Annotated in this window: 21 protein-coding genes; 6 read left to right on the plus strand and 15 right to left on the minus strand. The window is 65.3% G+C overall.

Features of this window, described 5'->3' with window-relative positions; translation table 11 throughout:
- Positions 1-284: 284 nt before the first annotated feature.
- On the plus strand, positions 285-617 hold the full coding sequence (gene fliE / locus AXYL_RS13815; protein ID WP_013393416.1) for a flagellar hook-basal body complex protein FliE: 333 nt from the start codon (positions 285-287) through the stop codon (positions 615-617).
- A 92-nt stretch (positions 618-709) separates the two neighbouring features.
- On the opposite strand, the gene AXYL_RS13820 is transcribed toward fliE, so the two are convergent.
- The 7 genes from AXYL_RS13820 to AXYL_RS13850 all read right to left on the minus strand — a co-directional run bounded on the left by AXYL_RS13820 (position 710) and on the right by AXYL_RS13850 (position 5,966).
- On the minus strand, positions 710-1,513 hold the full coding sequence (locus tag AXYL_RS13820) for a flagellar brake protein (protein WP_013393417.1): 804 nt from the start codon (positions 1,511-1,513) through the stop codon (positions 710-712).
- Between the two features lie 24 nt (positions 1,514-1,537).
- Positions 1,538-1,855, minus strand: a complete 318-nt coding sequence (locus AXYL_RS13825) for an EscU/YscU/HrcU family type III secretion system export apparatus switch protein (protein WP_013393418.1) — start codon at positions 1,853-1,855, stop codon at positions 1,538-1,540.
- Positions 1,855-3,216, minus strand: coding sequence for a flagellar hook-length control protein FliK (locus AXYL_RS13830; RefSeq protein WP_013393419.1), 1,362 nt, complete (start codon positions 3,214-3,216; stop codon positions 1,855-1,857). The genes AXYL_RS13825 and AXYL_RS13830 overlap by 1 nt, the downstream gene beginning before the upstream one ends.
- Positions 3,213-3,566, minus strand: coding sequence for a flagellar protein FliT (locus tag AXYL_RS13835; RefSeq protein WP_013393420.1), 354 nt, complete (start codon positions 3,564-3,566; stop codon positions 3,213-3,215). The genes AXYL_RS13830 and AXYL_RS13835 overlap by 4 nt, the downstream gene beginning before the upstream one ends.
- A gap of 47 nt (positions 3,567-3,613) precedes the next feature.
- Complete coding sequence (gene fliS / locus AXYL_RS13840; protein WP_013393421.1) at positions 3,614-4,042, minus strand: flagellar export chaperone FliS; 429 nt, start codon at positions 4,040-4,042, stop codon at positions 3,614-3,616.
- A gap of 18 nt (positions 4,043-4,060) precedes the next feature.
- Positions 4,061-5,446 carry a flagellar filament capping protein FliD gene (gene fliD, locus AXYL_RS13845; protein ID WP_013393422.1) on the minus strand — a complete coding sequence of 462 codons (1,386 nt, stop codon included), beginning with the start codon at positions 5,444-5,446 and terminating at the stop codon, positions 4,061-4,063.
- Positions 5,447-5,588: 142 nt separating this feature from the next.
- Positions 5,589-5,966: a flagellar protein FlaG gene (locus tag AXYL_RS13850; protein ID WP_013393423.1), complete on the minus strand. Its 378-nt coding sequence runs from the start codon at positions 5,964-5,966 to the stop codon at positions 5,589-5,591.
- Positions 5,967-6,108: 142 nt separating this feature from the next.
- Here AXYL_RS13850 and AXYL_RS13855 point away from each other — a divergent pair, with 142 nt between their 5' ends.
- Positions 6,109-6,846, plus strand: coding sequence for an IclR family transcriptional regulator (locus AXYL_RS13855; protein WP_013393424.1), 738 nt, complete (start codon positions 6,109-6,111; stop codon positions 6,844-6,846).
- Positions 6,847-6,880: 34 nt separating this feature from the next.
- On the opposite strand, the gene AXYL_RS13860 is transcribed toward AXYL_RS13855, so the two are convergent.
- From AXYL_RS13860 to AXYL_RS13875, 4 genes are all read right to left on the minus strand, one after another.
- Positions 6,881-8,047 carry an acyl-CoA dehydrogenase family protein gene (locus AXYL_RS13860; protein WP_013393425.1) on the minus strand — a complete coding sequence of 389 codons (1,167 nt, stop codon included), beginning with the start codon at positions 8,045-8,047 and terminating at the stop codon, positions 6,881-6,883.
- Positions 8,047-9,279, minus strand: a complete 1,233-nt coding sequence (locus AXYL_RS13865; protein WP_013393426.1) for a CaiB/BaiF CoA transferase family protein — start codon at positions 9,277-9,279, stop codon at positions 8,047-8,049. Before AXYL_RS13865 ends, AXYL_RS13860 begins: the two co-directional genes overlap by 1 nt.
- Positions 9,276-10,247 (minus strand): Bug family tripartite tricarboxylate transporter substrate binding protein, encoded by a 972-nt coding sequence (locus tag AXYL_RS13870; RefSeq protein WP_013393427.1) that lies wholly within the window; start codon positions 10,245-10,247, stop codon positions 9,276-9,278. Before AXYL_RS13870 ends, AXYL_RS13865 begins: the two co-directional genes overlap by 4 nt.
- A 68-nt stretch (positions 10,248-10,315) precedes the next feature.
- Positions 10,316-10,732 (minus strand): cupin domain-containing protein, encoded by a 417-nt coding sequence (locus AXYL_RS13875; protein WP_013393428.1) that lies wholly within the window; start codon positions 10,730-10,732, stop codon positions 10,316-10,318.
- 164 nt (positions 10,733-10,896) lie between these two features.
- Between AXYL_RS13875 and folC the strand changes: the two genes are divergently transcribed.
- The 4 genes from folC to purF all read left to right on the plus strand — a co-directional run bounded on the left by folC (position 10,897) and on the right by purF (position 15,127).
- Positions 10,897-12,207 carry a bifunctional tetrahydrofolate synthase/dihydrofolate synthase gene (folC, locus tag AXYL_RS13880; protein WP_041653461.1) on the plus strand — a complete coding sequence of 437 codons (1,311 nt, stop codon included), beginning with the start codon at positions 10,897-10,899 and terminating at the stop codon, positions 12,205-12,207.
- Between the two features lie 62 nt (positions 12,208-12,269).
- Positions 12,270-13,088, plus strand: coding sequence for an SPOR domain-containing protein (locus tag AXYL_RS13885; protein WP_013393430.1), 819 nt, complete (start codon positions 12,270-12,272; stop codon positions 13,086-13,088).
- Positions 13,088-13,576 (plus strand): CvpA family protein, encoded by a 489-nt coding sequence (locus tag AXYL_RS13890; protein ID WP_013393431.1) that lies wholly within the window; start codon positions 13,088-13,090, stop codon positions 13,574-13,576. The genes AXYL_RS13885 and AXYL_RS13890 overlap by 1 nt, the downstream gene beginning before the upstream one ends.
- A 30-nt stretch (positions 13,577-13,606) precedes the next feature.
- On the plus strand, positions 13,607-15,127 hold the full coding sequence (purF, locus tag AXYL_RS13895) for an amidophosphoribosyltransferase (RefSeq protein WP_013393432.1): 1,521 nt from the start codon (positions 13,607-13,609) through the stop codon (positions 15,125-15,127).
- A gap of 76 nt (positions 15,128-15,203) precedes the next feature.
- Here purF and AXYL_RS13900 read toward each other — a convergent pair whose 3' ends face one another.
- The 4 genes from AXYL_RS13900 to AXYL_RS13915 form a co-directional block, all read right to left on the minus strand.
- Positions 15,204-15,725 carry a M48 family metallopeptidase gene (locus AXYL_RS13900; RefSeq protein WP_013393433.1) on the minus strand — a complete coding sequence of 174 codons (522 nt, stop codon included), beginning with the start codon at positions 15,723-15,725 and terminating at the stop codon, positions 15,204-15,206.
- 92 nt (positions 15,726-15,817) lie between these two features.
- Positions 15,818-16,303: a disulfide bond formation protein B gene (locus tag AXYL_RS13905; protein WP_013393434.1), complete on the minus strand. Its 486-nt coding sequence runs from the start codon at positions 16,301-16,303 to the stop codon at positions 15,818-15,820.
- 51 nt (positions 16,304-16,354) lie between these two features.
- Complete coding sequence (locus tag AXYL_RS13910) at positions 16,355-17,068, minus strand: MarC family protein (RefSeq protein WP_013393435.1); 714 nt, start codon at positions 17,066-17,068, stop codon at positions 16,355-16,357.
- 78 nt (positions 17,069-17,146) lie between these two features.
- Positions 17,147-19,753 carry a [protein-PII] uridylyltransferase gene (locus AXYL_RS13915; protein ID WP_013393436.1) on the minus strand — a complete coding sequence of 869 codons (2,607 nt, stop codon included), beginning with the start codon at positions 19,751-19,753 and terminating at the stop codon, positions 17,147-17,149.
- Between the last annotated feature and the right edge of the window lie 14 nt (positions 19,754-19,767).

The raw sequence follows: 19,767 nt of genomic DNA on the forward strand, positions 1-19,767 counted from the left end.
CTGGGTAGGGCAGATTACACATGCAACGTGCTTCTGGTCTGGGGAGAGCGTGGATTATTGCCCCTGAGACGTCCATCCCAATCGTTGAAAACAGCCGGTTTTTGGCGTTACTTATCCCCTATGTCCCCCACAAGGCGAAAGTCGCCGTCGCTGCCCGGGCGAGAGGCGGCTGCATACGCGGAAATGTCGGGTTTTTTGGCGGTTCTTGTCGGCTATGAACCGGCGGGATCGGGGGTACGCTGTGCGCAACATTGACGTAATCCCCACCAGCAAGGAATCAGGTAATGGCTGTATCAGGCTTGTCCGGCATCGAAAGCATGCTTCAGCAGATGCGCACGGTAGTAAGCAAGGCAGAGACCGGTAACCTCGCCGCAGGTGAAATGGTCGGTCAGCCGGATGGCTTCGCCGCGGAACTGCAGCGATCCATCCGTCGCGTCACCTCGGCCCAGAACGCCGCCACGGCGCAGGCCAAGGCCTTTGAGCTGGGCGCGCCCGATATTTCGCTCAACGACGTCATGATCGACATGCAGAAGGCCAGCATCGGCTTCCAGACGGCGGTGCAGGTACGCAACAAGCTGGTTGCGGCCTACAAGGAAATATCCTCGATGGCGGTCTGAGTTCTGTTTCTGGGGTCAGCGCTTCGGTCCCGGCCGCAAGCGCGGGCAGGCATCCGGAGGGAACTTGCAGCGCAAGTTCCCACAGCCAGCCATCAATTGCGTTGGGCGCCTTTTTCCAGGCGCCAGACTACCTGCTGCAGCCAGTTTTCCTGGCGCGCGTCCAGATTGAGAAAGATGGCCCCAAGGTGGCTGACCGGCGGCTCGCCTGTCAGCGAAACATGCCTGGGCGCCGGTTCGTCCGGATCGGTGGACTGCACCATCGGTTGACCCGAGACCGGGTACACATTGCGCACTTCCAGGCTGGCGTTGAGCTTGCCATGGTCGCCAAAATCCAGCTGCACGTTTTCCAGCACGGTGCCGCGCTCGGGCAGGGCGGGGACCGCCAGTCCTGCCCGCAGGCCCACGCCGTCCACCGAGATGTCGCGTATCGTGAACGTGTAGGGCTTGTCGGCGGGGGATGCCTGCCAGCTCGCGCGGCACACGTTGGCGGCCGCGATCAGGGAAGCGCGAAACATCTTGCGGCGCTGGATGCGGGCCAGGCGCTCGGGGAAAGGCGAGACCAGCGCGGCGCTGCCGTCGTCGAAATGAATGATCTGCGGCCGCTGCACGCGAAAGCGGATCTGCACGCCGCCGTAGGCGGTCGCATGGAAGTGGAAAGTGGCGCCGCTCAGCAAGCCCATGGAGTCGGATTGCTCGAAGTCCGCGCCAGCGTAATCGCGCGGCCTCCAGAAGAACTCGCCGGCCTGCTTGTCCACGCCGAGGATCAGCACCGCCATCTCGCGGTCCGCGGCGTCGCGAACGAGGATGTGGCTGTCGGGGTGGGTCAGCTCGAACAGGGCCGAGCGCATCTCTTCAGGCCGGGTCAGCAGGAACTCCGGGTCGCTGGCATCCAACACTTTGGTCTTCCTCAGGTAATAGGGTCAGGCGGGCGGAGCGGGTTCGGGGAACTCGCGCGATTCCAGGCGATAGAGCCAGGCCAGCAATTCTGCCACCGCTACGTAGAGTTGGGGCGGAATATGTGCGTCCAGGTCCACCTGCATCAGCAGGCCGACCAGTTCGCGCGACTCGTGGACATAGAGCCCGTTTTCCTGGGCGGCGCGGACGATGGTGTCCGCGAGCTGGCCGTAGCCTTTGGCGACGACGCGCGGAGCGCCGTCCTTGTCTTCGTACGAAATGGCGACCGCTGCGTTGCGGCCGGCGTTCGGGTCCGATTCCGGATGGGGGGTGAGGCGGCTCATCAGATATCGGCGGGAATGCCGGGGCGCGGTTCGACCACGTTCACCGACAGATTGCTCAAGGTCAGGCCGGCGGCCAGCAGGCGCGCGCGCAGCGAGTCCGAGGAGTCATTGATCTCGGCCGCGCTGTGCGGCGCGATCAGCTGCAGGACGATCTGATCGCCGGCCAGGTTCAAGCGGGCGTCGACCAGGCCCAGGCGGGGCAGGTCCAGCTTCAGCCGCGTTGCCCAGGTGGGGACCGCGGAGTCCGGGTCGCCGCCGTAGGGGTCGCGTTCGACTTCCCATTCCATGGGCGTGCCGGGCCAGGCTTCGCCTTGCCAGGTTAGCGTCTGGTTGGCCAGCACGTCGAGCTGCTGGCGGACGAGCGGCGTAAGGTCTTGGTGTATGCCGCTGACGGCCGTGCCGGGGGCGGATGAACTGGAGGAACCAGTGCTGCTGGGTGCGGCGTCCGTGCCCGGGCGTCCGCTGGCGGACGTGCCGACCCGCGAACGCGAAGGTGCGGATTCCTGTGCGGGCGGATTCTTGCCAAGCATGGCCTGCGGTTCGTTGCGCAATTGCTCCGGGCTGGCCCGACCGAAGACCATGTCGGTCAGATGGGACTCGTAGAACAGTCCGCTGCCTTGCAGCGCCTGGCGCAGGGCCTGTCCCAGGGCGCGGGCGGAAGGGCCGCCCGCCGCCAGGGCGGCATGCGCTGCGGCGTCTGGTCCTTTGGCGGCGTTGGCGCTTGCGCCGTGTCCGGTCAGGAGGTTCTGCTTGGCGGCGGTCGCCGGACTATCGCCGTCCAAAGCAGCCGCGACCGAGGTCGCGAGAGCGGAAGCTTGCTGGGCGGTGGTCTGCGTCGGCGTCTGGCCAGGCGTGGGCTGAGGTGTCTGCGCAGCGGTCTGCGCGGGCTGCTGGCCTGGTTGCGCTGTCGGCATGGGGCCGGCGCCGGCGGCGGGTTGGCCGGCCTGCGCGTCGGCGGTCCACAGGGGCGCGCGGCCCTGAACTGCCGGAGCCGCCTCGGGGAATTGGGCCAGCAAGGCCAGAATGGTGCGCGCCGTCGTGCCCAGCGTGGTCGGGGCTGAGGCGGTGGTGTCGCTGCTGGTGACCAGGCCGCGGGCAGCCAGCGCCAGCGCTGCCGCGGTTTTGGGGTCGACGACAGTATTCTGGCGGTCGCCGCGGGCGCCGCCAGTCTGTATGCCTTGCCGCGGGTCGCGCGTCGAGCCGTCCGAGGCGCCGGGCTTTTCCAGGTTGCCGGGCTGGCTGACCGCGTCGGGCCGGGCGCCGGAGACTTGATTGGCGCTGGCGGCGGACATCGTCGTGCCTAGCACGGCGTCCAGCCGCTGCACCAGGACGTTGCCGAGTGCGGCGGGACCTACGCTCATTCTTCAGGCGCCTGGTAGCCGTAGGCGGACAGTAGAGTCTGCTGGCGCTTCATGCGTCCCAGCAAATCGCCCAGACGGGCTAATTGCGGCAGCGCCAGGTCACGAGTGAGCGCGTCGTTCTCCAGGATGCGCACGAGGAGGTCATACTTCATGGCGCGTCCGGCCTCGTCCAGCGGCGCGCTGGCCTCAGCCAATCGCAAGCGTTCAACTTGTTCACAGTACAACTGCCCATGGACCATCGCGGCATCCCAGTCGCCCGACTGAGCGGCCGAAAGCATGTCTGCCGTAATGAGGGCGATCTCCTGATAGTGGTCCAGGATAGGGTGGGTGTACTGGGTCAGGGACGTCATGGAAATCTCGGGCGATCGATGGCTGGCTAAATTCGTGTTTCGTGCCATCAAGGCTGTATCCCGCCGACAGGCCGGTCTATGGATGTCTGCCAAGCCTCGGCCAGGTCTGCTAGGAGGCGGTCGGCTATGTCGAGCTGTTCGGCATCCACCTTCAGGTTCGCCGTCAACAGCGTGCGGATGATGTAGTCATAGAGGCGTGCGAGGTTTCCTGCAATCTCTCCGCCTGCTTCCATGTTCAGTCCGGTCTTCAGCCCTTCGTCGACAATCTTGATTGCTTTCGAGATCGCTGTTCCACGTTCCGTCGTTCTGCCCTCTTGCATGTGAAGGCGCGCCTGTCCGATAGCTGCTCGGGCGCCCATATACAGCAGAGAAATCAGCCGTTCAGGGCTGGCGCCTAGAACTTGTGTCTCCAGGCCTATGTCGGTATATGAACGAACAGAATGGAAGCCGGTTGGGCGGCGCGCGGCGTAGGTCATCAATGCATCTTCTTGAGGTTACTTGGACTTGGCCAAAGCCGCGAACTGTTGTGTCAGGTAGTTGGCCGTAACGGTCTGCTGCGACACAAACTTATCCAATGCGACGAACTGGGTGCGCATCGCGTCCATCGCTGCGACGCTGGTCGCTTTTGCGCGCTCCAGCTGGTCTTGCACGTCTTTAATCGACCTGCTCAGACCTTCCGTGCTGGCCTTGATGGAGCCTTTGTCGCCCAGAATGCCCTTGATGGCGGAGTCAAACTTGGCTGCAAGGCCGTCGGTCGATGCCATCAGGCGTTGAATGTCGGCAGGATTTTCGGCCAGCGCCTTGTCGAGCTTGGTTTGGTCCACCTTCAGTTGACCCGTCTTCGGATCGCTCGAAAAACCCAGGTCTCCCAGCGACCGCAAGGAGCCTTCGCCGGTGACGACCATCAGGGCACTGGACAACGCGGATTGAATGCCGCGCGTGGTGCCATCGCCGGTCAGAGCCTGGTTGGTCTGAGCCTTGGTATCAAATGCCGTCAGTTTGGTGATGGTGTTCTGTAGTGCGTTGTAGGCGTTGACGAAGTCCTGGATAGCCTTGTTCGCCGTCGCTGGGTCGTTTTCCACCTTGAGCGTAACGGACTTGCCGACTTCCGTCTGGGCGGTCAGATTGAGGGTGATGCCGTCAATGGCATTGGAGACATTGTTGCTTCCGCTGGTGACCGTAATCCCGTTGATTTCAAGCTTTGCGTCCACCCCGGCAGTCTGCTGCGTCATTCTGGGGCCTGGGTCGCTAGAGTTTGCGCTGTAGCTCAGTAGGCTCTTGAGTTGCGCATCGCCAGATACGTTGATGGAGGCGACCGCGCCTTTGGAGCCGGACGCCTTTGCGCTGAGCATCAGATAGTTGTTGCCGTTGCCATCGCTAATGATGGTTGCCCGAACGCCGGCCTTGTCGTTGGCGTTGATCGCTTTGGCAATGCCATCCAGGGACGTATCGGCGCTGAGATCCACCTTGGAGGTCGTGCCATCCGCAAGGGTGATGTCAATCGAACCCATCGTGCCATTGGAGGCCTTGCGATCGGTAACGGCGCCAGATCGCAGGGTTTGAGTACTGGCGAGATTTTGCACTTTCAGTGTGTATTCACCCACCGTAGCGCCGTCGCCAGAAACGCTGGCGGTCACGCCGTCTCCGACCACATTGGTCTTTACTGCGCCCAATGTTGACGATTTCCCCAGCGCCGCGGCGGCTTTCTGCAAGGCTTCCACCGCGCTTTGTACCTGCCCGAACGCACTGACGCGAGCCTCATAGCTCGCCTGACGATTCGTGTACAAGCTCAGTTTTTTGTCCTCGGCCGCCTGTAGATCCGTCAGGATCTTTTCGAGGGGCAAGCCGGTGGTCGAGCCGAGGTTGGTGATAGAAGCCATGTGAAATTCCTTTCTAGCGATGCGATTCTGTCAAAAATATGGTGCCGGCGATTGGCCGGGTAAGGGCATAAGGCGGGCCTAATTCGACGCTTCCGGATACATGCTCGCTTCGGGGAGCATTTGAGTCGATTACGGGGCCGGATCAGGCAGAGGTCTTGATGCCGTTTCCTTGCATGTTCACGATCATTTTGGCGATTTTCAGCAATGTTTCACTGGGAATCGTGCGTATGACATCGCCTGATTCCGCATCCACCACAGACACAACGACCTGATGCACGTTCGGGTCTATTTCGAACTTCAGCTGTGTGGACCAGGCTTTCATCTGGTCGTTGATTTCGTCCAGAGCCTTGTCCAGGGGTAGCTTCTGCGAGTCGGACTGATCCGACGTCGCGTTGTCCGAAGCCCCGCTGTTCGTTGCGGCGGCCGTGGGCACGACGCTCACGGCGGGGTCCGGCGCGAGCGGCGCGGGGGCGACCGGCGCTGGCGCAAACGAGGCAGGGGCTATGGGGGTTACGGCCATGATCACTCCAACGGCGATGTGGGCGTCTCGGAGGAACGCGCTGTTTTCAGGGAATTCTCAGCTACGATAACGGCAGGCCCGCAGGGAACTTTAGCCACCGGCGAGCCAGATGTTTCACGTGCTAAACAGTTCGGATCGGGTAATGAGTGTCAAGACGGCGCTGAGAGTTATCGAAATCATCGAAACCTATGCGCGCGAAAAGCGCGCGCTGCCGCTATCGGAGCTGGCCCGGCTGCTGGATGTGCCGGTATCGAGTTGCCTGGCCCTGATCCGTACCCTTACGGGCCTCGGCTATCTGTATGAAACCGGCCGGCGCCAGGGTTACTACCCGACCGGCCGGCTGCTGGCCATGGCGCAGCGCATCGCCCGCGCCGATCCGGTGCTGGATCGGGTCTATCCGAGCCTCACGGAATTAAGGGACGCTACGCGCGAAACGATTGTTTTCGCCAAATTGAGCCAGGAAGGCCGAGTCGTCTACCTGGACGTGCTGGATTCTCCGCATACCATCAGATACGCGCCGGTTGCAGGTGAATTCAAAGACGTTCATGCAAATTCGCTGGGAAAAGCGTTGCTGTCGCTGCTGGATGCGCCAGCCCGCGACGCCATGCTTGTGGGCATGGTCATGACCCGCCACAACGAGCGCACCCTGGTCACGCGCGAGGCGCTGCTCGCGGACCTGGAATTGTCGCGCCAGCGCGGCTGGTTCATGAACAGCGGCGAGTCCATTGCGGACGTGGGCGCGATCGCTTGGCCGGTCACCCTGTCCGGCGAACACTATGCGATTTCGGTGGGCGGGCCGATCTACCGGATCGAGCCGCAGCAGGAAGCCTACGCGCGCATCCTGCGCTCGGCCTGCACGGCGCTGGAGCAGCAGGCCTGACAGGCAGGCCTGGCCGCTGATCAAACGCCGCCGTTCAGTAGGACTTGGGCAGGCCCAGCACTTTTTCCGCGATGAAGCACATGATCAGTTGCGGGCTGACCGGCGCAATGCGGGGAATGAAGCTCTCGCGCAGCAACCGCTCCACGTGGTATTCCTTGGCGTAGCCCATGCCGCCCAGGGTCATGACCGCGGTCTGGCAGGCGTTGTAGCCGGCCTCGGCCGCCAGGTACTTGGCCGAGTTGGCGTAGGGGCCGCAGGGCTTGCCCGCGTCATACAGGCTGGCGGCCTTGAACACCATCAGGTCGGCGGCTTCCAGCTGCATCCAGGCCTGTGCCAGCGGATGCTGGATGCCCTGGTTCTGGCCGATGGGGCGGCCGAACACGGTACGCTCGCCAGCGTATTTCACCGCCCGATCCAGTGCGGCGCGGCCGATACCCACCGCCTCGGCCGCGATCAGGATGCGCTCGGGGTTCAGTCCGTGCAGGATGTATTCGAATCCCCGGCCTTCCTCACCGATTCGGTCGGCCACCGGGATGCGCAGGCCGTCGATGAACAGCATGTTCGAGTCCACCGCCTTGCGGCCCATCTTCTCGATTTCGCGGACTTCTACCTTGTTGCGGTCCAGGTCCGTATAGAACAGCGACAGGCCCTGGGTGGGCTTTGCCACCTCGGACAGCGGGGTGGTGCGCGCCAGCAGCAGCATCTTGTGCGCGACCTGGGCGGTCGAGATCCAGATCTTGCGGCCATGCACCACGTACTCGTCGCCCTGGCGCACGGCGCGGGTGCTGAGCTTGGTGGTGTCCAGCCCGGCGTCGGGTTCGGTGACCGCGAAGCAGGCCTTCTCGCGGCCGGCGATCAGGGGTTCCAACCAGCGGCGGCGCTGCTCGTCGCTGCCGAACACCACGACCGGGTTCAGGCCGAAGATGTTCATATGGACGGCCGAGGCGCCGGTGAAGCCGGCGCCGGAGGCCGCAATGGTCTGCATCATCAGTGCGGCTTCGGTCATGCCCAGGCCGGCGCCGCCATACTCCTGGGGCATGGCGATGCCCAGCCAGCCGTCGCGCGCCAGATCGGCGTGCAGAGGTTCAGGAAAGCCGCCTTCGCGGTCGCGCTCCAGCCAGTATTCGTCCGGATAGCGCTCGCAGATGCGGGCCACGGCGTCCCGCAGCGCCAACTGGTCGGGGGTGAATTCAAAGTCCATCAGTGGTTTTCATCCTGGGTGATGCCGCGGGCCGCCATGGCGTCGATCCGGGCGGGGTCATAGCCGGCCTCGGCCAGCACTTCGCGGCTGTGCTGGCCCAGCCTGGGGGCGGGGCGGCGTAGGGAGGTGGGGGTGCTTTCGTATCTGCCCAGGGGAGCCGTCGTGCGGATCGGGCCTTCGCTGGGGTGGTCCATGGTCCGGATGAAGTTGGTCGCGGCCAGGTGCTCGTCCTGCAGCAGGTCGTCCACGGAATAGAGCGGCGAGGCGGGAATGTCCGCCCGCGCCAGGCCTTCCAGCCATTCCTCGCTGCGGCGGGTGGCGACGACCTCGGCGACAAAGGCGTAGACCTCGCCGATGTGGGCGGCGCGTGCGCCGTGGGAGCTGAAGCGCGGGTCCCGCGACAATTCGGGCCGGCCGATCAGGTCGAAGAAGTTGCGCCAGTGCTTATCGTTGTAGATCAGCAAGCTGATATAGCCGTCGGCCGTGGCGTAGGGGCGGCGGTGCGGCGCCAACAGGCGCGCGTAACCGGTGGGGCCGAGCGGGGGATCGAAGGTGGCGCCGCCAAGATGGTCGCCCAGCACCAGGTGGGCCATGCCTTCGAACATGGGGATTTCCACTTGCTGGCCTAGCCCCGCGCCGCGGGCGTGCAGCACTGCGGACACCAGCGCGATGCCCACGTGCAGCCCGACCGCCCGGTCGGCCAGGGTCAGCGGCGCGTAGCGCGGCACGTCCCCGCTTTGCTGCGCGGAGAGGGCGGCGATGCCGGTCTGGCCCTGGATCAGGTCGTCGTAGGCGGGGCGCCCGGCGTAGGGGCCGGCCTCGCCGTAACCGTAGGCGCCCAGGTAGACGATGCGCGGATTGCGCGCCGCCACCGCCTCGTAGGACAGGCCCAGCCGGGCCATCGCCTGCGGACGGATGTTGTAGAGCAGGGCGTCGCAGCTTTCGGCCAGTGTCAGGCAGGCCTCCAACCCCTCCGGCGTCTTCAGGTCCAGCACGACGGAGCGCTTATTGCGGTTCAGATGTAGATAGATATGCCCCATGCCGGGGTTGCGCATGGGGCCGACGGCCCGCATGTTGTCGCCGGCCGGCGGTTCCACCTTGATGACGTCGGCGCCCAGGTCGGCCAGGACCTGGGTGGCATAGGGGCCCATCACCACCGTGCTCAGGTCCAGGATGCGCACGCCCGCCAACGGGCCGGAGGCCTGCGTGCCAGATTGCGGTGATGCGCTCATTGCTGTTCTATCCCCGCGTCGCGGATCAGTTTGCCCCACAGGTCCAACTGGGCGCCGACGAACTGTGAGAACGCTTGTGGCGTGCTGGAAAAGGCGTCAAAACCGAGGCCGGCCAAGCGCTTTTTCACGTCCGGCTTGGCCACCACCTGATTGATTGCGGCATTCAGCTTGGCCACGATTTCCGGCGGCATGCCGGCCGGGCCGAAGTAGCCGTTCCATGAGTTCAGGTCGAAATCCTGCACGCCGGACTCGGCCATGGAAGGCAGGTCCGGGACAATGGCGCTGCGTTCGGCGGTCGACACGGCCAGCGCCCGCAGCTGGCCCGATTGCACGAAGGGCAGGCCGGAAGCCAGGTCGGTGAACATGAAATCGACCTGCCCGCCGACCACGTCGGTCAGCCCTTGCGGCGTGCCCTTGTAGGGAACGTGCAGGATGTCGATCTTGGCGCGGTTGGCCAGCGTGGCGCCGGCGACGATGCCGGTGCTGTTGCCGCTGGCGTAGGTAATGCGGCCCGGATGCTGGCGCGCGTCGGCGACCAGTTCGCCCACCGTTTTCCAGGGACGCTTCGGATTCACCACCAGGATGAAGGGCAGGTTGCCGCCGCGGGCGATGGCGGTGAAGTCCTTGACCGGATCGTAGGGCACGTTCTTCATCAGCCAGGGCGCCGCCGAATGCGAGGTGTTGGTGGTGACGAACAACGTGTAGCCATCGGGCTTGGCGCGAGCGACGTAATTGGCCGCGATGGTGGCGTTGGCCCCGGGCTTGTTCTCCACCACGACCTGCTGGCCCAGTATGTTGCCGAGCTCGGCCCCGAAGATGCGGCCCACGGCGTCGGTGCCGGATCCGGCGGGAAAGGGGACGATCAGGGTGATGGGTTTGGTGGGGTAATCAGCGGCGTGCGCGGCGGGGCCGGCAGCCAGCGCCGCGCCGCCGATAAGGGCGGCGCCCAGCAGGCTTAGAGGTTTCATGGATTTGTCTCCTGTGTGCTTCGGATCCCGGCGCGGTTTCTGCGTCCGCTGCCCGGGGCTGCGCCGCGTCAAGCGGCTGGGGGTGGCGCCGGAAAGCCGCGTATCACGCGGTCTGGGGATTCTTCATAGGGGGGCGTGTAGATCACCAGCAGGCGGGCGGGCTCGTCGCTGGTGACGGTGAAGACATGCGGAATGTCCGGGGGGAAGTAGCAGCAGTCTCCCGGACTCATGTCGGCCCATTCGTCCTGCACCTGCGCGCGCGCCGTCCCGGACAGCAGGTAGCAGACTTGCTCGATGCCAGGGTGGGCGTGCGGCAGGGCGCCCTTGCCTTTGTCGATTACGCCCAGCAGCACTTCCACGCCTCGGGAGCCCACGGTGTCCGGACCGATCAGGCGGCGGTTCAGGGTGCCGGTGTGGTTGGCGGGGTGATAGCCGGGCACGTCGGCCTCGCGCACCAGCCAGGCTGGGGTCTTGCTCTGCGTCATTTTTGGTCCGTTAAAATTTCCATACGTGAAATTATTTTTATGTATGAGAAAAATATCGGCAAGCAGTTTTTCGATCCGGATACCTTGCCGCTCCCTGGGGGATTAGGGAAAACACCGTGCGCGGACTGCTAAAATCGAACGCTGACTTCACTTCCGGCTTTGTCATGTCTTCTGCCCGCACGCCCGACGTTTCTGCCACCCTGTCCGATTGGCTGCAGTATCTGGAGTCGATCCACGCCACCGCCATCGACATGGGCCTGGACCGGGTGCGCGAGGTCGCTGGGCGCATGGGGCTGGAGCTGTCCGGCGTGAAGTTCGTCGTCGGCGGCACCAATGGCAAGGGCTCCACCTGTGCCATGCTGGAAGCGATCCTGCTGGCGGCCGGCTACAAGGTCGGGCTGTACACCTCCCCGCACCTGATTGATTTCAACGAACGCGCCCGCATCAATGGCCAGATCGCCACGGACGAGGCGCTGATCGCCCAGTTCCAGGCGGTCGAGGCAGCGCGCGGCGACGTTTCGCTGACCTATTTCGAATTCACCACGCTGGCGATCCTGCGTCTGTTCTCGCAGTCGAAGCTGGACGCCGTGGTGCTGGAAGTCGGCCTGGGCGGGCGGCTGGATGCCGTCAACATCGTCGACGCCGACTGCTCCATCGTCACCAGCGTGGATCTGGACCACACCGACTGGCTGGGCGATACGCGCGAAAAAATCGGTTTCGAGAAAGCCCATATCTACCGCAGCGGCCGGCCGGCAATCTGCAGCGACCCCGTGCCCCCGCAATCGCTGCTGGATCACGTTGAGAATATCGGCGCCGATCTGTGGCTGTTCGGCCGTGACTACAACTATTCCGGCGACCGCCAGCAATGGGCCTACGGCGGGCGTGAACAGCGCCGCAATTCGCTGGCCTATCCGGCGCTGCGCGGCGCCAACCAGTTGTTGAATGCATCGGCCGCGCTGGCGGCGCTGGAGTCGGTGCGCGACCGTCTGCCGGTGCCGCAGCAGGCCGTGCGCCTGGGGCTGTTGCAGGCGTCGCTGCCAGGCCGTTTCCAGATCCTGCCGGGCCAGCCCGCGGTCATCCTGGACGTGGCGCATAACCCGCATGCCGCAGCGGTACTGGCGCAGAACCTGGACAACATGGGGTTCCATCCGTACACCCATGCGGTGTTCGGCATGCTGAACGACAAGGACCTGGCCGGCGTCGTCGCCAAGCTCGGGACGCGCATCGACAACTGGTACTGCGCCGGCTTGCCGGGGCCGCGCGGTACGCCTGGCGAAGCGCTGGCGGAGCAAGTCGCCGCGGCGCTGCCGCCCGCGCCTGCAGACGGCGAAAAACCGGGCATCTCCGTGTATGCGGATCCTGCCCAGGCCTTCGCGGCTGCGCGCGAACGGGCAGGGGAGAATGATAGAATCGTGGTGTCCGGCTCGTTTCTCACCGTAGCCTCGGTTTTGCAGGCTCTGGGTCGCAAGGCATAGGCAGCAGCGGGTCAGTCGCGTCCGGCGGCCCGCCGCCATATCGCCGCAAGGAATTCTCCTCCATGGGTTTTTTCAAACGCAAAGATCCTGCCGACCAGGCGCAGCCCTCCAAGCGGGCGGCAGTGCCCAGCGAGGTGCAGGCTGCGGAGCTGCGCGGCCGCGCGCGGCGCAGGCTGGCAGGCGCTGTCGCGCTGGTATTGGCAGCCGTCATCATCCTGCCCATGGTGCTGGATTCGCAGCCCACGCCGGTCGACGACAACATTCCCATCAGGGTGCCGGAACGCAACACGCCGTTCCAGCCGCAAGTGAGCGAACCGCAGGTCGCCACGCCGCAGACGCCCGCGCCGGGCAGCGCTGCGTCGACGGATCCTTCGGCCATCCCTACACCGCCTCCGGTCACGTCCGTACAACCGCCCGCGACGGCAACCCCGACGACGCCCCCGGCGACACAGCCCACGACGCCGCCGGTGACCGCAGCCGTTACGCCGCCCAAGCCCGAGGCCAAGCCGGCCACGCCGCCCAAACCCGAACCCAAGCCGGCGCCCAAGCCCGATACCCGCTCGGATGACGGCGCGCGCGCCCTGGCCCTGCTGGAAGGACGCCAGGCGCCCGCCGCGTCGGCGCCCGCGCCCAAGCCGGCCGCGAAAGGTAATTTCGTATTGCAGATCGCCGCCTACACCACGTCCGAGGACGCCCAGTCGCGGCGCGGCAAGCTGCACCAGGCCGGCGTGACCAACGCATTCGTTGAACAAGCCACCATCAATGGCAAGCAGCAGTACCGTCTGCGGGTGGGGCCGTTCCCCTCGCGCGAGGCGGCGCAGGCGGCCCAGGCGCGGTTGCGCACCCTGGGCTATGACAATGGTTTCATCGCCGCCCAATAGTGACCGGTTTCGACTTCGTCGTGCTGGCCATCCTGGTGGTTTCGGGTGTGCTGGGCCTGGTGCGCGGCCTGCTCAAAGAGGTGCTGTCGCTGGTCGCCTATCTGCTGGCCTTTGTGGCCGCGATATGGTGGGGCCCCACGGTCTATGCCTGGTTGGAGCCCTATATTGAAACAACGCTGCTGCGCATGGGAGTTTCGTACGCGGCAGTGTTCATCATCGTGCTGCTCGGCGTGGGGTTGGTCAATATGACGCTTGCCGCCTTGATCCGCAGTACAGGACTGAGTCCCGCCGACCACGGCCTGGGCGGGATGTTCGGGCTGGCCCGTGGCCTGTTGATCGTGCTGGCGCTGGTCGCCGCCGCAGGCTACACGCCGCTGCCGGAAGAGCCGTGGTGGAAGGACGCCATGTTTTCGCATTCGGCCATCGAGGCCATCAAACATATCAAGACGTGGCTGCCGCCGTCCCTGGCGACGTGGCTGCCGTATTGATTAGCTTTAAATCAACCAGGAAAGCTCACCATGTGTGGAATCGTAGGGGTCATCGGGCGCGGGCCGGTCAACCAGCTGCTCTATGACAGCTTGCTGCTGTTGCAGCATCGCGGGCAGGACGCCGCGGGCATCGCGACGTCGCAAGGCAACCAATTCAATATGTACAAGGCGCACGGCCTGGTGCGCGACGTCTTCCGCACGCGCAACATGCGCGCGCTGCCGGGTACGTCGGGCGTCGGCCAGGTCCGCTATCCCACCGCGGGCTCCAGCGCCAGCGAGGAAGAGGCCCAGCCGTTCTACGTCAACGCGCCGTTCGGCATCATGTTCGCCCACAACGGCAACCTGACCAACTGGCGCGAGCTGCGCGAATCGCTTTACCGCGTGGACCGCCGCCACATCAACACCAACTCCGATTCCGAAGTCCTGCTGAACGTCCTGGCGCACGAGCTGCAATCGTCGGCCAACGGCGTGTCGCTGGATGACGATGCCATTTTCCGCGCCGTGTCGGCCCTGCATAAGCGCGTGCGCGGCGCCTATGCCGTGGTGGCGCAGATCTCCGGCTACGGCTTGCTGGCCTTCCGCGATCCCAACGGCATCCGTCCGCTGTGCATCGGCCGCCAGGAAACCGAAGAGGGCGTGGAGTGGATGGTGGCCTCGGAATCCGTGGCGCTGGAAGGCAGCGGTTTCGCCTTCGTACGCGACGTCGAGCCGGGCGAAGCAGTGTTCGTCGATCTGGACGGCCGCTTCGTCAGCCGCCAGTGCGCCGACAACCCCCAACTGGTGCCCTGCATTTTCGAATACGTGTACTTCGCGCGTCCGGATTCGCTGATCGACGGCGTGTCGGTGTACGACGCCCGCCTGCGCATGGGCGAATACCTGGCCGACAAGGTGGCGCGCAACATGCGCCTGGGCGACATCGACGTGGTCATGCCGATTCCGGATTCTTCGCGTCCCGCCGCCATGCAGCTGGCCGCCCGCCTGAACCTGGACTACCGCGAAGGCCTGATCAAGAACCGCTACGTGGGCCGCACCTTCATCATGCCGGGCCAGGCCGTGCGCCGCAAATCGGTGCGCCAAAAGCTCAATGCCATTGGCATGGAGTTCAAGGGCAAGAACGTGCTGCTGGTGGACGACTCCATCGTGCGCGGCACCACCAGCCGCGAGATCGTGGACATGGCCCGCGCCGCCGGCGCCAACAAGGTGTACTTCGCCTCGGCCGCGCCTCCGGTGCGGTTCCCGAACGTCTACGGCATCGACATGCCCACGCAGAGCGAACTGATCGCCACCGGCCGCAACGACGAGGAAATCGCCCGCGCCATCGGCGCCGACTCGCTGGTCTACCAGGACCTGCACGACATGCAGCAGTCGGTGCGGGACATCAATCCCAAGCTGTCGCGCTTCGAGGCTTCGTGCTTTGACGGTGAGTACGTCACGGGCGACATCACCGCCGAGTACCTGGCTCGGCTGGGTCAGTCCCGCGCCGAACCCGGCGAGGAAGGCGGCGCCAGCGGCTTGCAGTTCAACATGGGCTACGCGGCCAGCGACGCCTGACGCGTCTGCCTGCTGGCAAGAAAAATGCCGTCCTTCGGGACGGCATTTTTTATTGCTGGGCACTTGCCCTGGGAAATCAGGCCGCGCCCTTCCACAAGGTTTCGCGTGTGGCTTCCAGATGTGTCAGATATAGCCGCAAGTCGAATTCGTATTGGTGGTACTGCGGCTCCATGCGCAGGCACAGGTTGTAGAAGGCTTTGTTATGGTCCTTCTCCTTCAGGTGAGCCAGCTCATGCACCGTGATCATCTTCAGGAATTCCGCCGGCACGGTCTTGAATAGCGTCGCCACCCGGATTTCATGCTTGGCCTTGAGCTTTCCGCCCTGCACCCGTGAGATATAGGTGTGCTGGCCCAGCGCATGCTGGATCACGTGGATCTTGCTGTCGAAGGCGACCTTGTTGATCTGGTCGCCGTTGCGCAGGTAGGCGTTCTTCAGGTCCGTCACGTATTGATAGAGCGCCCGGTCGGTGCGGACGTCGTGCGGTCCGGACGGGTAGCGCGCCAGCAGCGCCGCGCCCAGCTTGCCTTGGTCGAGCAGCTTCTGGGCCTGGGTGAGCAGGGATTCCGGATATCCGGTCAGGTATTTCAGGGTGGACATGATCAAGACGAGGGCGCCGGCGGGGGCGCGGTCAGGCTTCCCGGCGTTTGGCCGCCGCCCGCGAGGCCGCGGGCGGCATCGGGATGGGGCAGTTACTGCGACCCGCCGCGCCGGAACACGACCGGCAGCGCCATGAAGAAAATGATGACGAAGAGCGCCAGGCTCCACAAGGCGTACTCGATGCCCAGCACCGGCACTTTGGCGTCCATGCAGGTGGCATAGATGCCGAACAACGGCGGCACGGCGCTTTCCAGGCCGATGCCGGTCATGAAGCGGTCGGCGAAGGTCTGGTCGCAGGAGAGCATGTTGGCGGCCACGCTGTACTGGTACCAGGCGGCGGCAATGCCGCTCAGGGACAGCAGTGCGGCGAGCGCGCCGCACAGGCGCGTCAGGGCGCGTCCGCCGCCGAATCCACCGACCAGCGCGACGACGCCGATCACCAGGTAGATCAGGCGCTGCATGACGCACCAGGCGCAGGGCGGCATGTCGAAGACGTGCTGCGAAACCAGGGCGAGGCCGACGGCGCCGAAGCAGAAGAGGGCGATCAGGCGGAGCAGGCGTTCTGAGCGAGAAGTCATTGTTGCTTTGCAAGGGTTGGAAAAGGGGCCGGACGCGGCGTCCGGCCAGGCTTAGGCCTTGGGAATCGGAATTGGTTGCATCACTTGCTGCAGCACGCCCAGCAGCAATTCGCGCGAACCTTCCCAGAAGATCTGCACGCCCAGGCACAGCATGATGAATGCCGACAGGCGCATGAACACGGCGGTGCCATTGTCGCCCAGGCGGTGCAGCATCTGCGCGGCAAAGCGCAGGCAGATGTAGAGCGTTACCGACACGACGATAATGCCTGGGATGGAGCCGCCCAGGCGCACCAGGCTCAGCACGTGGTTCTGGTCGCGCAGCGACACCCCCACGGTGATGGCGGCGGCGATGGAGCCTGGGCCGCAGCTGATGGGAAAGGTCAGGGGATAGAACGCCCGCGCCTTGGCCATTTCGGGGGTGAAGGACTCGGCCATGCGCGCCACGCGCTCAGTGTCGGCGTCGGGCGAATTCACCAGCCGCCAGGCGCTGGCGATCACGAGCATGCCGCCGCCGACCCGCACGATGGACAGGGAAATGCCGAAGAAACTGAGCAGCACGTTGCCCGCCACCATGGCCACGATCAGCATCAAGCAGACATTGATGGCCACGCGCTTGGCCAGCACCATGCGGGTGGAAGACGACGCCCCTTCGGTCAGCGACAAGAAAATCGGCGCGATCGCGGGCGGGTTCAGGAACGGCAGCAGGGTGGCCAGCGCGAAAAAGAAGCTGGTGCCGAAAACGCGCAGATAATCGTTTAGCTCCATGGGGAGGGTATCGCCTGGCCGAAAACCGGGATTGTATGCGGTCCCGGCGGCGCTGGCGATGCCAGGGGCCTGCCGCGCTCAGGCGGCGCGCTGTTGCGTTTCCTCGCCCGCCAGGGCGTCCAGGATGTCGCGCTCGAATTGCATCTGGCTGCGCGGGCGCGCCAGCGCCGATCCATCGACGATGAACACGTCCTCGACGCGGTCGCCCAGCGTCATGATCTTGGCCATCAGCAGGTTCACCTCGTGGCGGGCGAAGACGCGCGCCAGGGCGTGCAGCAGGCCAGGACGGTCGGTGGCGGTTACCGACAGGCGCCAGGAGGTGCTGCGCTCGTCGGGCTGCAATTCGGCCTGCGGCATGACCGGGAACACGCGCGACACGCGCGACTGGCGGCCCCGCCCGTAGTAGCCGCCACGGGCGGGCTGCTGCTGGGCGGCGGCATGCGGATCTTTCAGGCGTTCGGCGAGTTCATGCTCGACCAGGGTGGCCTGCGCTCGCAGGTCGCTGGCGCCTTCCGGCAGCAGCACGATGAAGCTGTCCAGCGCCCAGCCGTGGCGCGTGGTGTGGATGCGGGCATCCTGAATGGAGAGCGACTTGGCGTCGAAGTAGCCGCAAATCGCCACGAACAGATCGGGCGCGTCGCGGGTGTACACCATGACCTGCAGGCTTTCCCCTTGTTCGATGGGGCGGGCCTTGACGACCGCCTGGGCTGGAGCGACCTGGTGGTACAGATGGCGCGTGTGCCAGGCAATGTCCGAGGCGTCGTGGCGCAGGAAGTACGCCACGTCCAGCTGGTTCCAGAAGGCTTCGCGGGCGTCGTCGCGCAGGCCCGCCAGGCGGGTAAGGCGGGCGGCCTCTTCCTTGCGTTCGGTCAGGACGGTGTGGGCGTCGGCGTGGGCGCCGCCGAGTGCGGCCAGCGTCAGCTTGTACAGGTCTTCAAGCAGCTTGCCCTTCCAGGCGTTCCAGACCTTGGGGCTGGTGCCGCGGATATCGGCCACCGTCAGCAGATACAGAGCGGTCAAGTGGCGCTCGTCCTTCACGGTGGCGGCGAAGTCCTGCACCACGGCCGGGTCGGACAGGTCGCGCTTCTGCGCCACGGCCGACATCAGCAGATGCTGGCGGACCAGGAATTCCACCAGCTTGGTGTCCTCGGGCTCCATGCCGTGTTCTTGCGCGAACTTGCGCACTTCGCGCGCGCCCAGTTCGGAATGATCGCCGCCGCGGCCCTTGGCGATGTCGTGGAACAGCGCCGCCACATACAGCAGCCAGTGCCGGTCCAGGCCGGCGATCAGCTGGCTGGCCAGCGGATACTCCTGGGCATGTTCCGGCATGGTGAAGCGTCGCAGGTTGCGCACCACCGCCAGCGTGTGCTGATCCACTGTGTAGGCGTGGAACAGGTCATGCTGCATCTGGCCGACGATGCGGCGGAACACCGGCAGGTAGCGCGGCAGGATGTTCAGCATGGTCATGCGCCGCAACTCATGCACGATGCCGCGCGGCTGCTGCAGGATCTGCAGGAACAGCTTGCGGTTGACCGGGTTGCGGCGGAACTGCGCGTCGATGCGGTGGCGCGAATGCCAGATGGCGCGCAGCGTCCGCGCCGACATGCCGGTCAGTTCCGGATGCTGCTGCATCACCAGGAAGGCGCGCAGCAGCAGGGTGGGATTGCGTTCGAAGCCGTCGTCGCGAATGATGTCCAGGCGGTCGCGCAGATTGCGGAAATCGTCGTCGATGTCGCGCGCGTCGCTGTCCGGGCGCGGGAACAGCCGTTCCTCGATGTTCTGCACCAAAATGCCGTTCAGCTGCGTCACCAGCCGCGCCGCCCAGTAGTAGCGCTGCATCAACAGCTCGCTGCCGCGGCGGGTGGCGGTGGCGTGAATGCCGTAGACCTCGGCCAGGGCCGGCTGCAGGTCGAACAGCACGCGGTCCTCGCGCCGGTTCGCCAGCAGGTGCAATTCGATGCGCAGACGCTTGAAAGCCTGTTCGGCCTTGCGCAGGTCGCGCGCTTCCGATGAGGTCAGCAGGCCGGCCTGCGCCACGGAACGCCAGCTATTGCCGAAGCCCGCCGCGCGCGCCATCCACAGAATGACCTGCAGGTCGCGCAGGCCGCCGGGAGATTCCTTGCAGTTCGGTTCCAGCGCGTAAGGTGTGTCGTGGTAGCGGGCGTGGCGCTGCTGCATTTCGACCCGCTTGGCGCGGAAGAAGGCGCGCGGGTCCAGGCGGGACTTGGTCGCGGCTTCGAATTGCTTCATCAGCGTGCGGCTGCCGGCCAGCCAGCGGGACTCCAGCAGGGCCGTTTCCACGGTGATGTCGGCGTCGGCCTCGCGTTCGCAGTCCTCGATGGTGCGCACGCTGTGGCCGGGTTCCAGGCCCAGGTCCCAGAGCGAAGCCACCAGCTTTTCGATGGCGGACTCATCGTCGGGCGTGGGAGCGTGCGGCAGCAGGATCAGCAGATCGACATCGGAATGCGGGTAAAGCTCGCCCCGGCCATAGCCGCCCACGGCCGCCAGCGTGGCACCGGCAGGCAGCGGGCAGTGCTTCACCAGGTCGCGCAGGGCGGCGTCGACGATGCGGCGCTGCTCGGACAGCAGGGTGTCCGGCCGCAGGTGCGTGCGGAACTGCGCCACCGCGGTCCGCCGGGCTTCCTGGATGCGTTCGCGCAGGGCGCTGAGGGATGCGGCGGTCATGGTGGCTGGAGCAG

It is taken from the genome of Achromobacter xylosoxidans A8, assembly GCF_000165835.1.
Taxonomy (GTDB): Bacteria; Pseudomonadota; Gammaproteobacteria; order Burkholderiales; family Burkholderiaceae_B; genus Achromobacter; species Achromobacter xylosoxidans_B.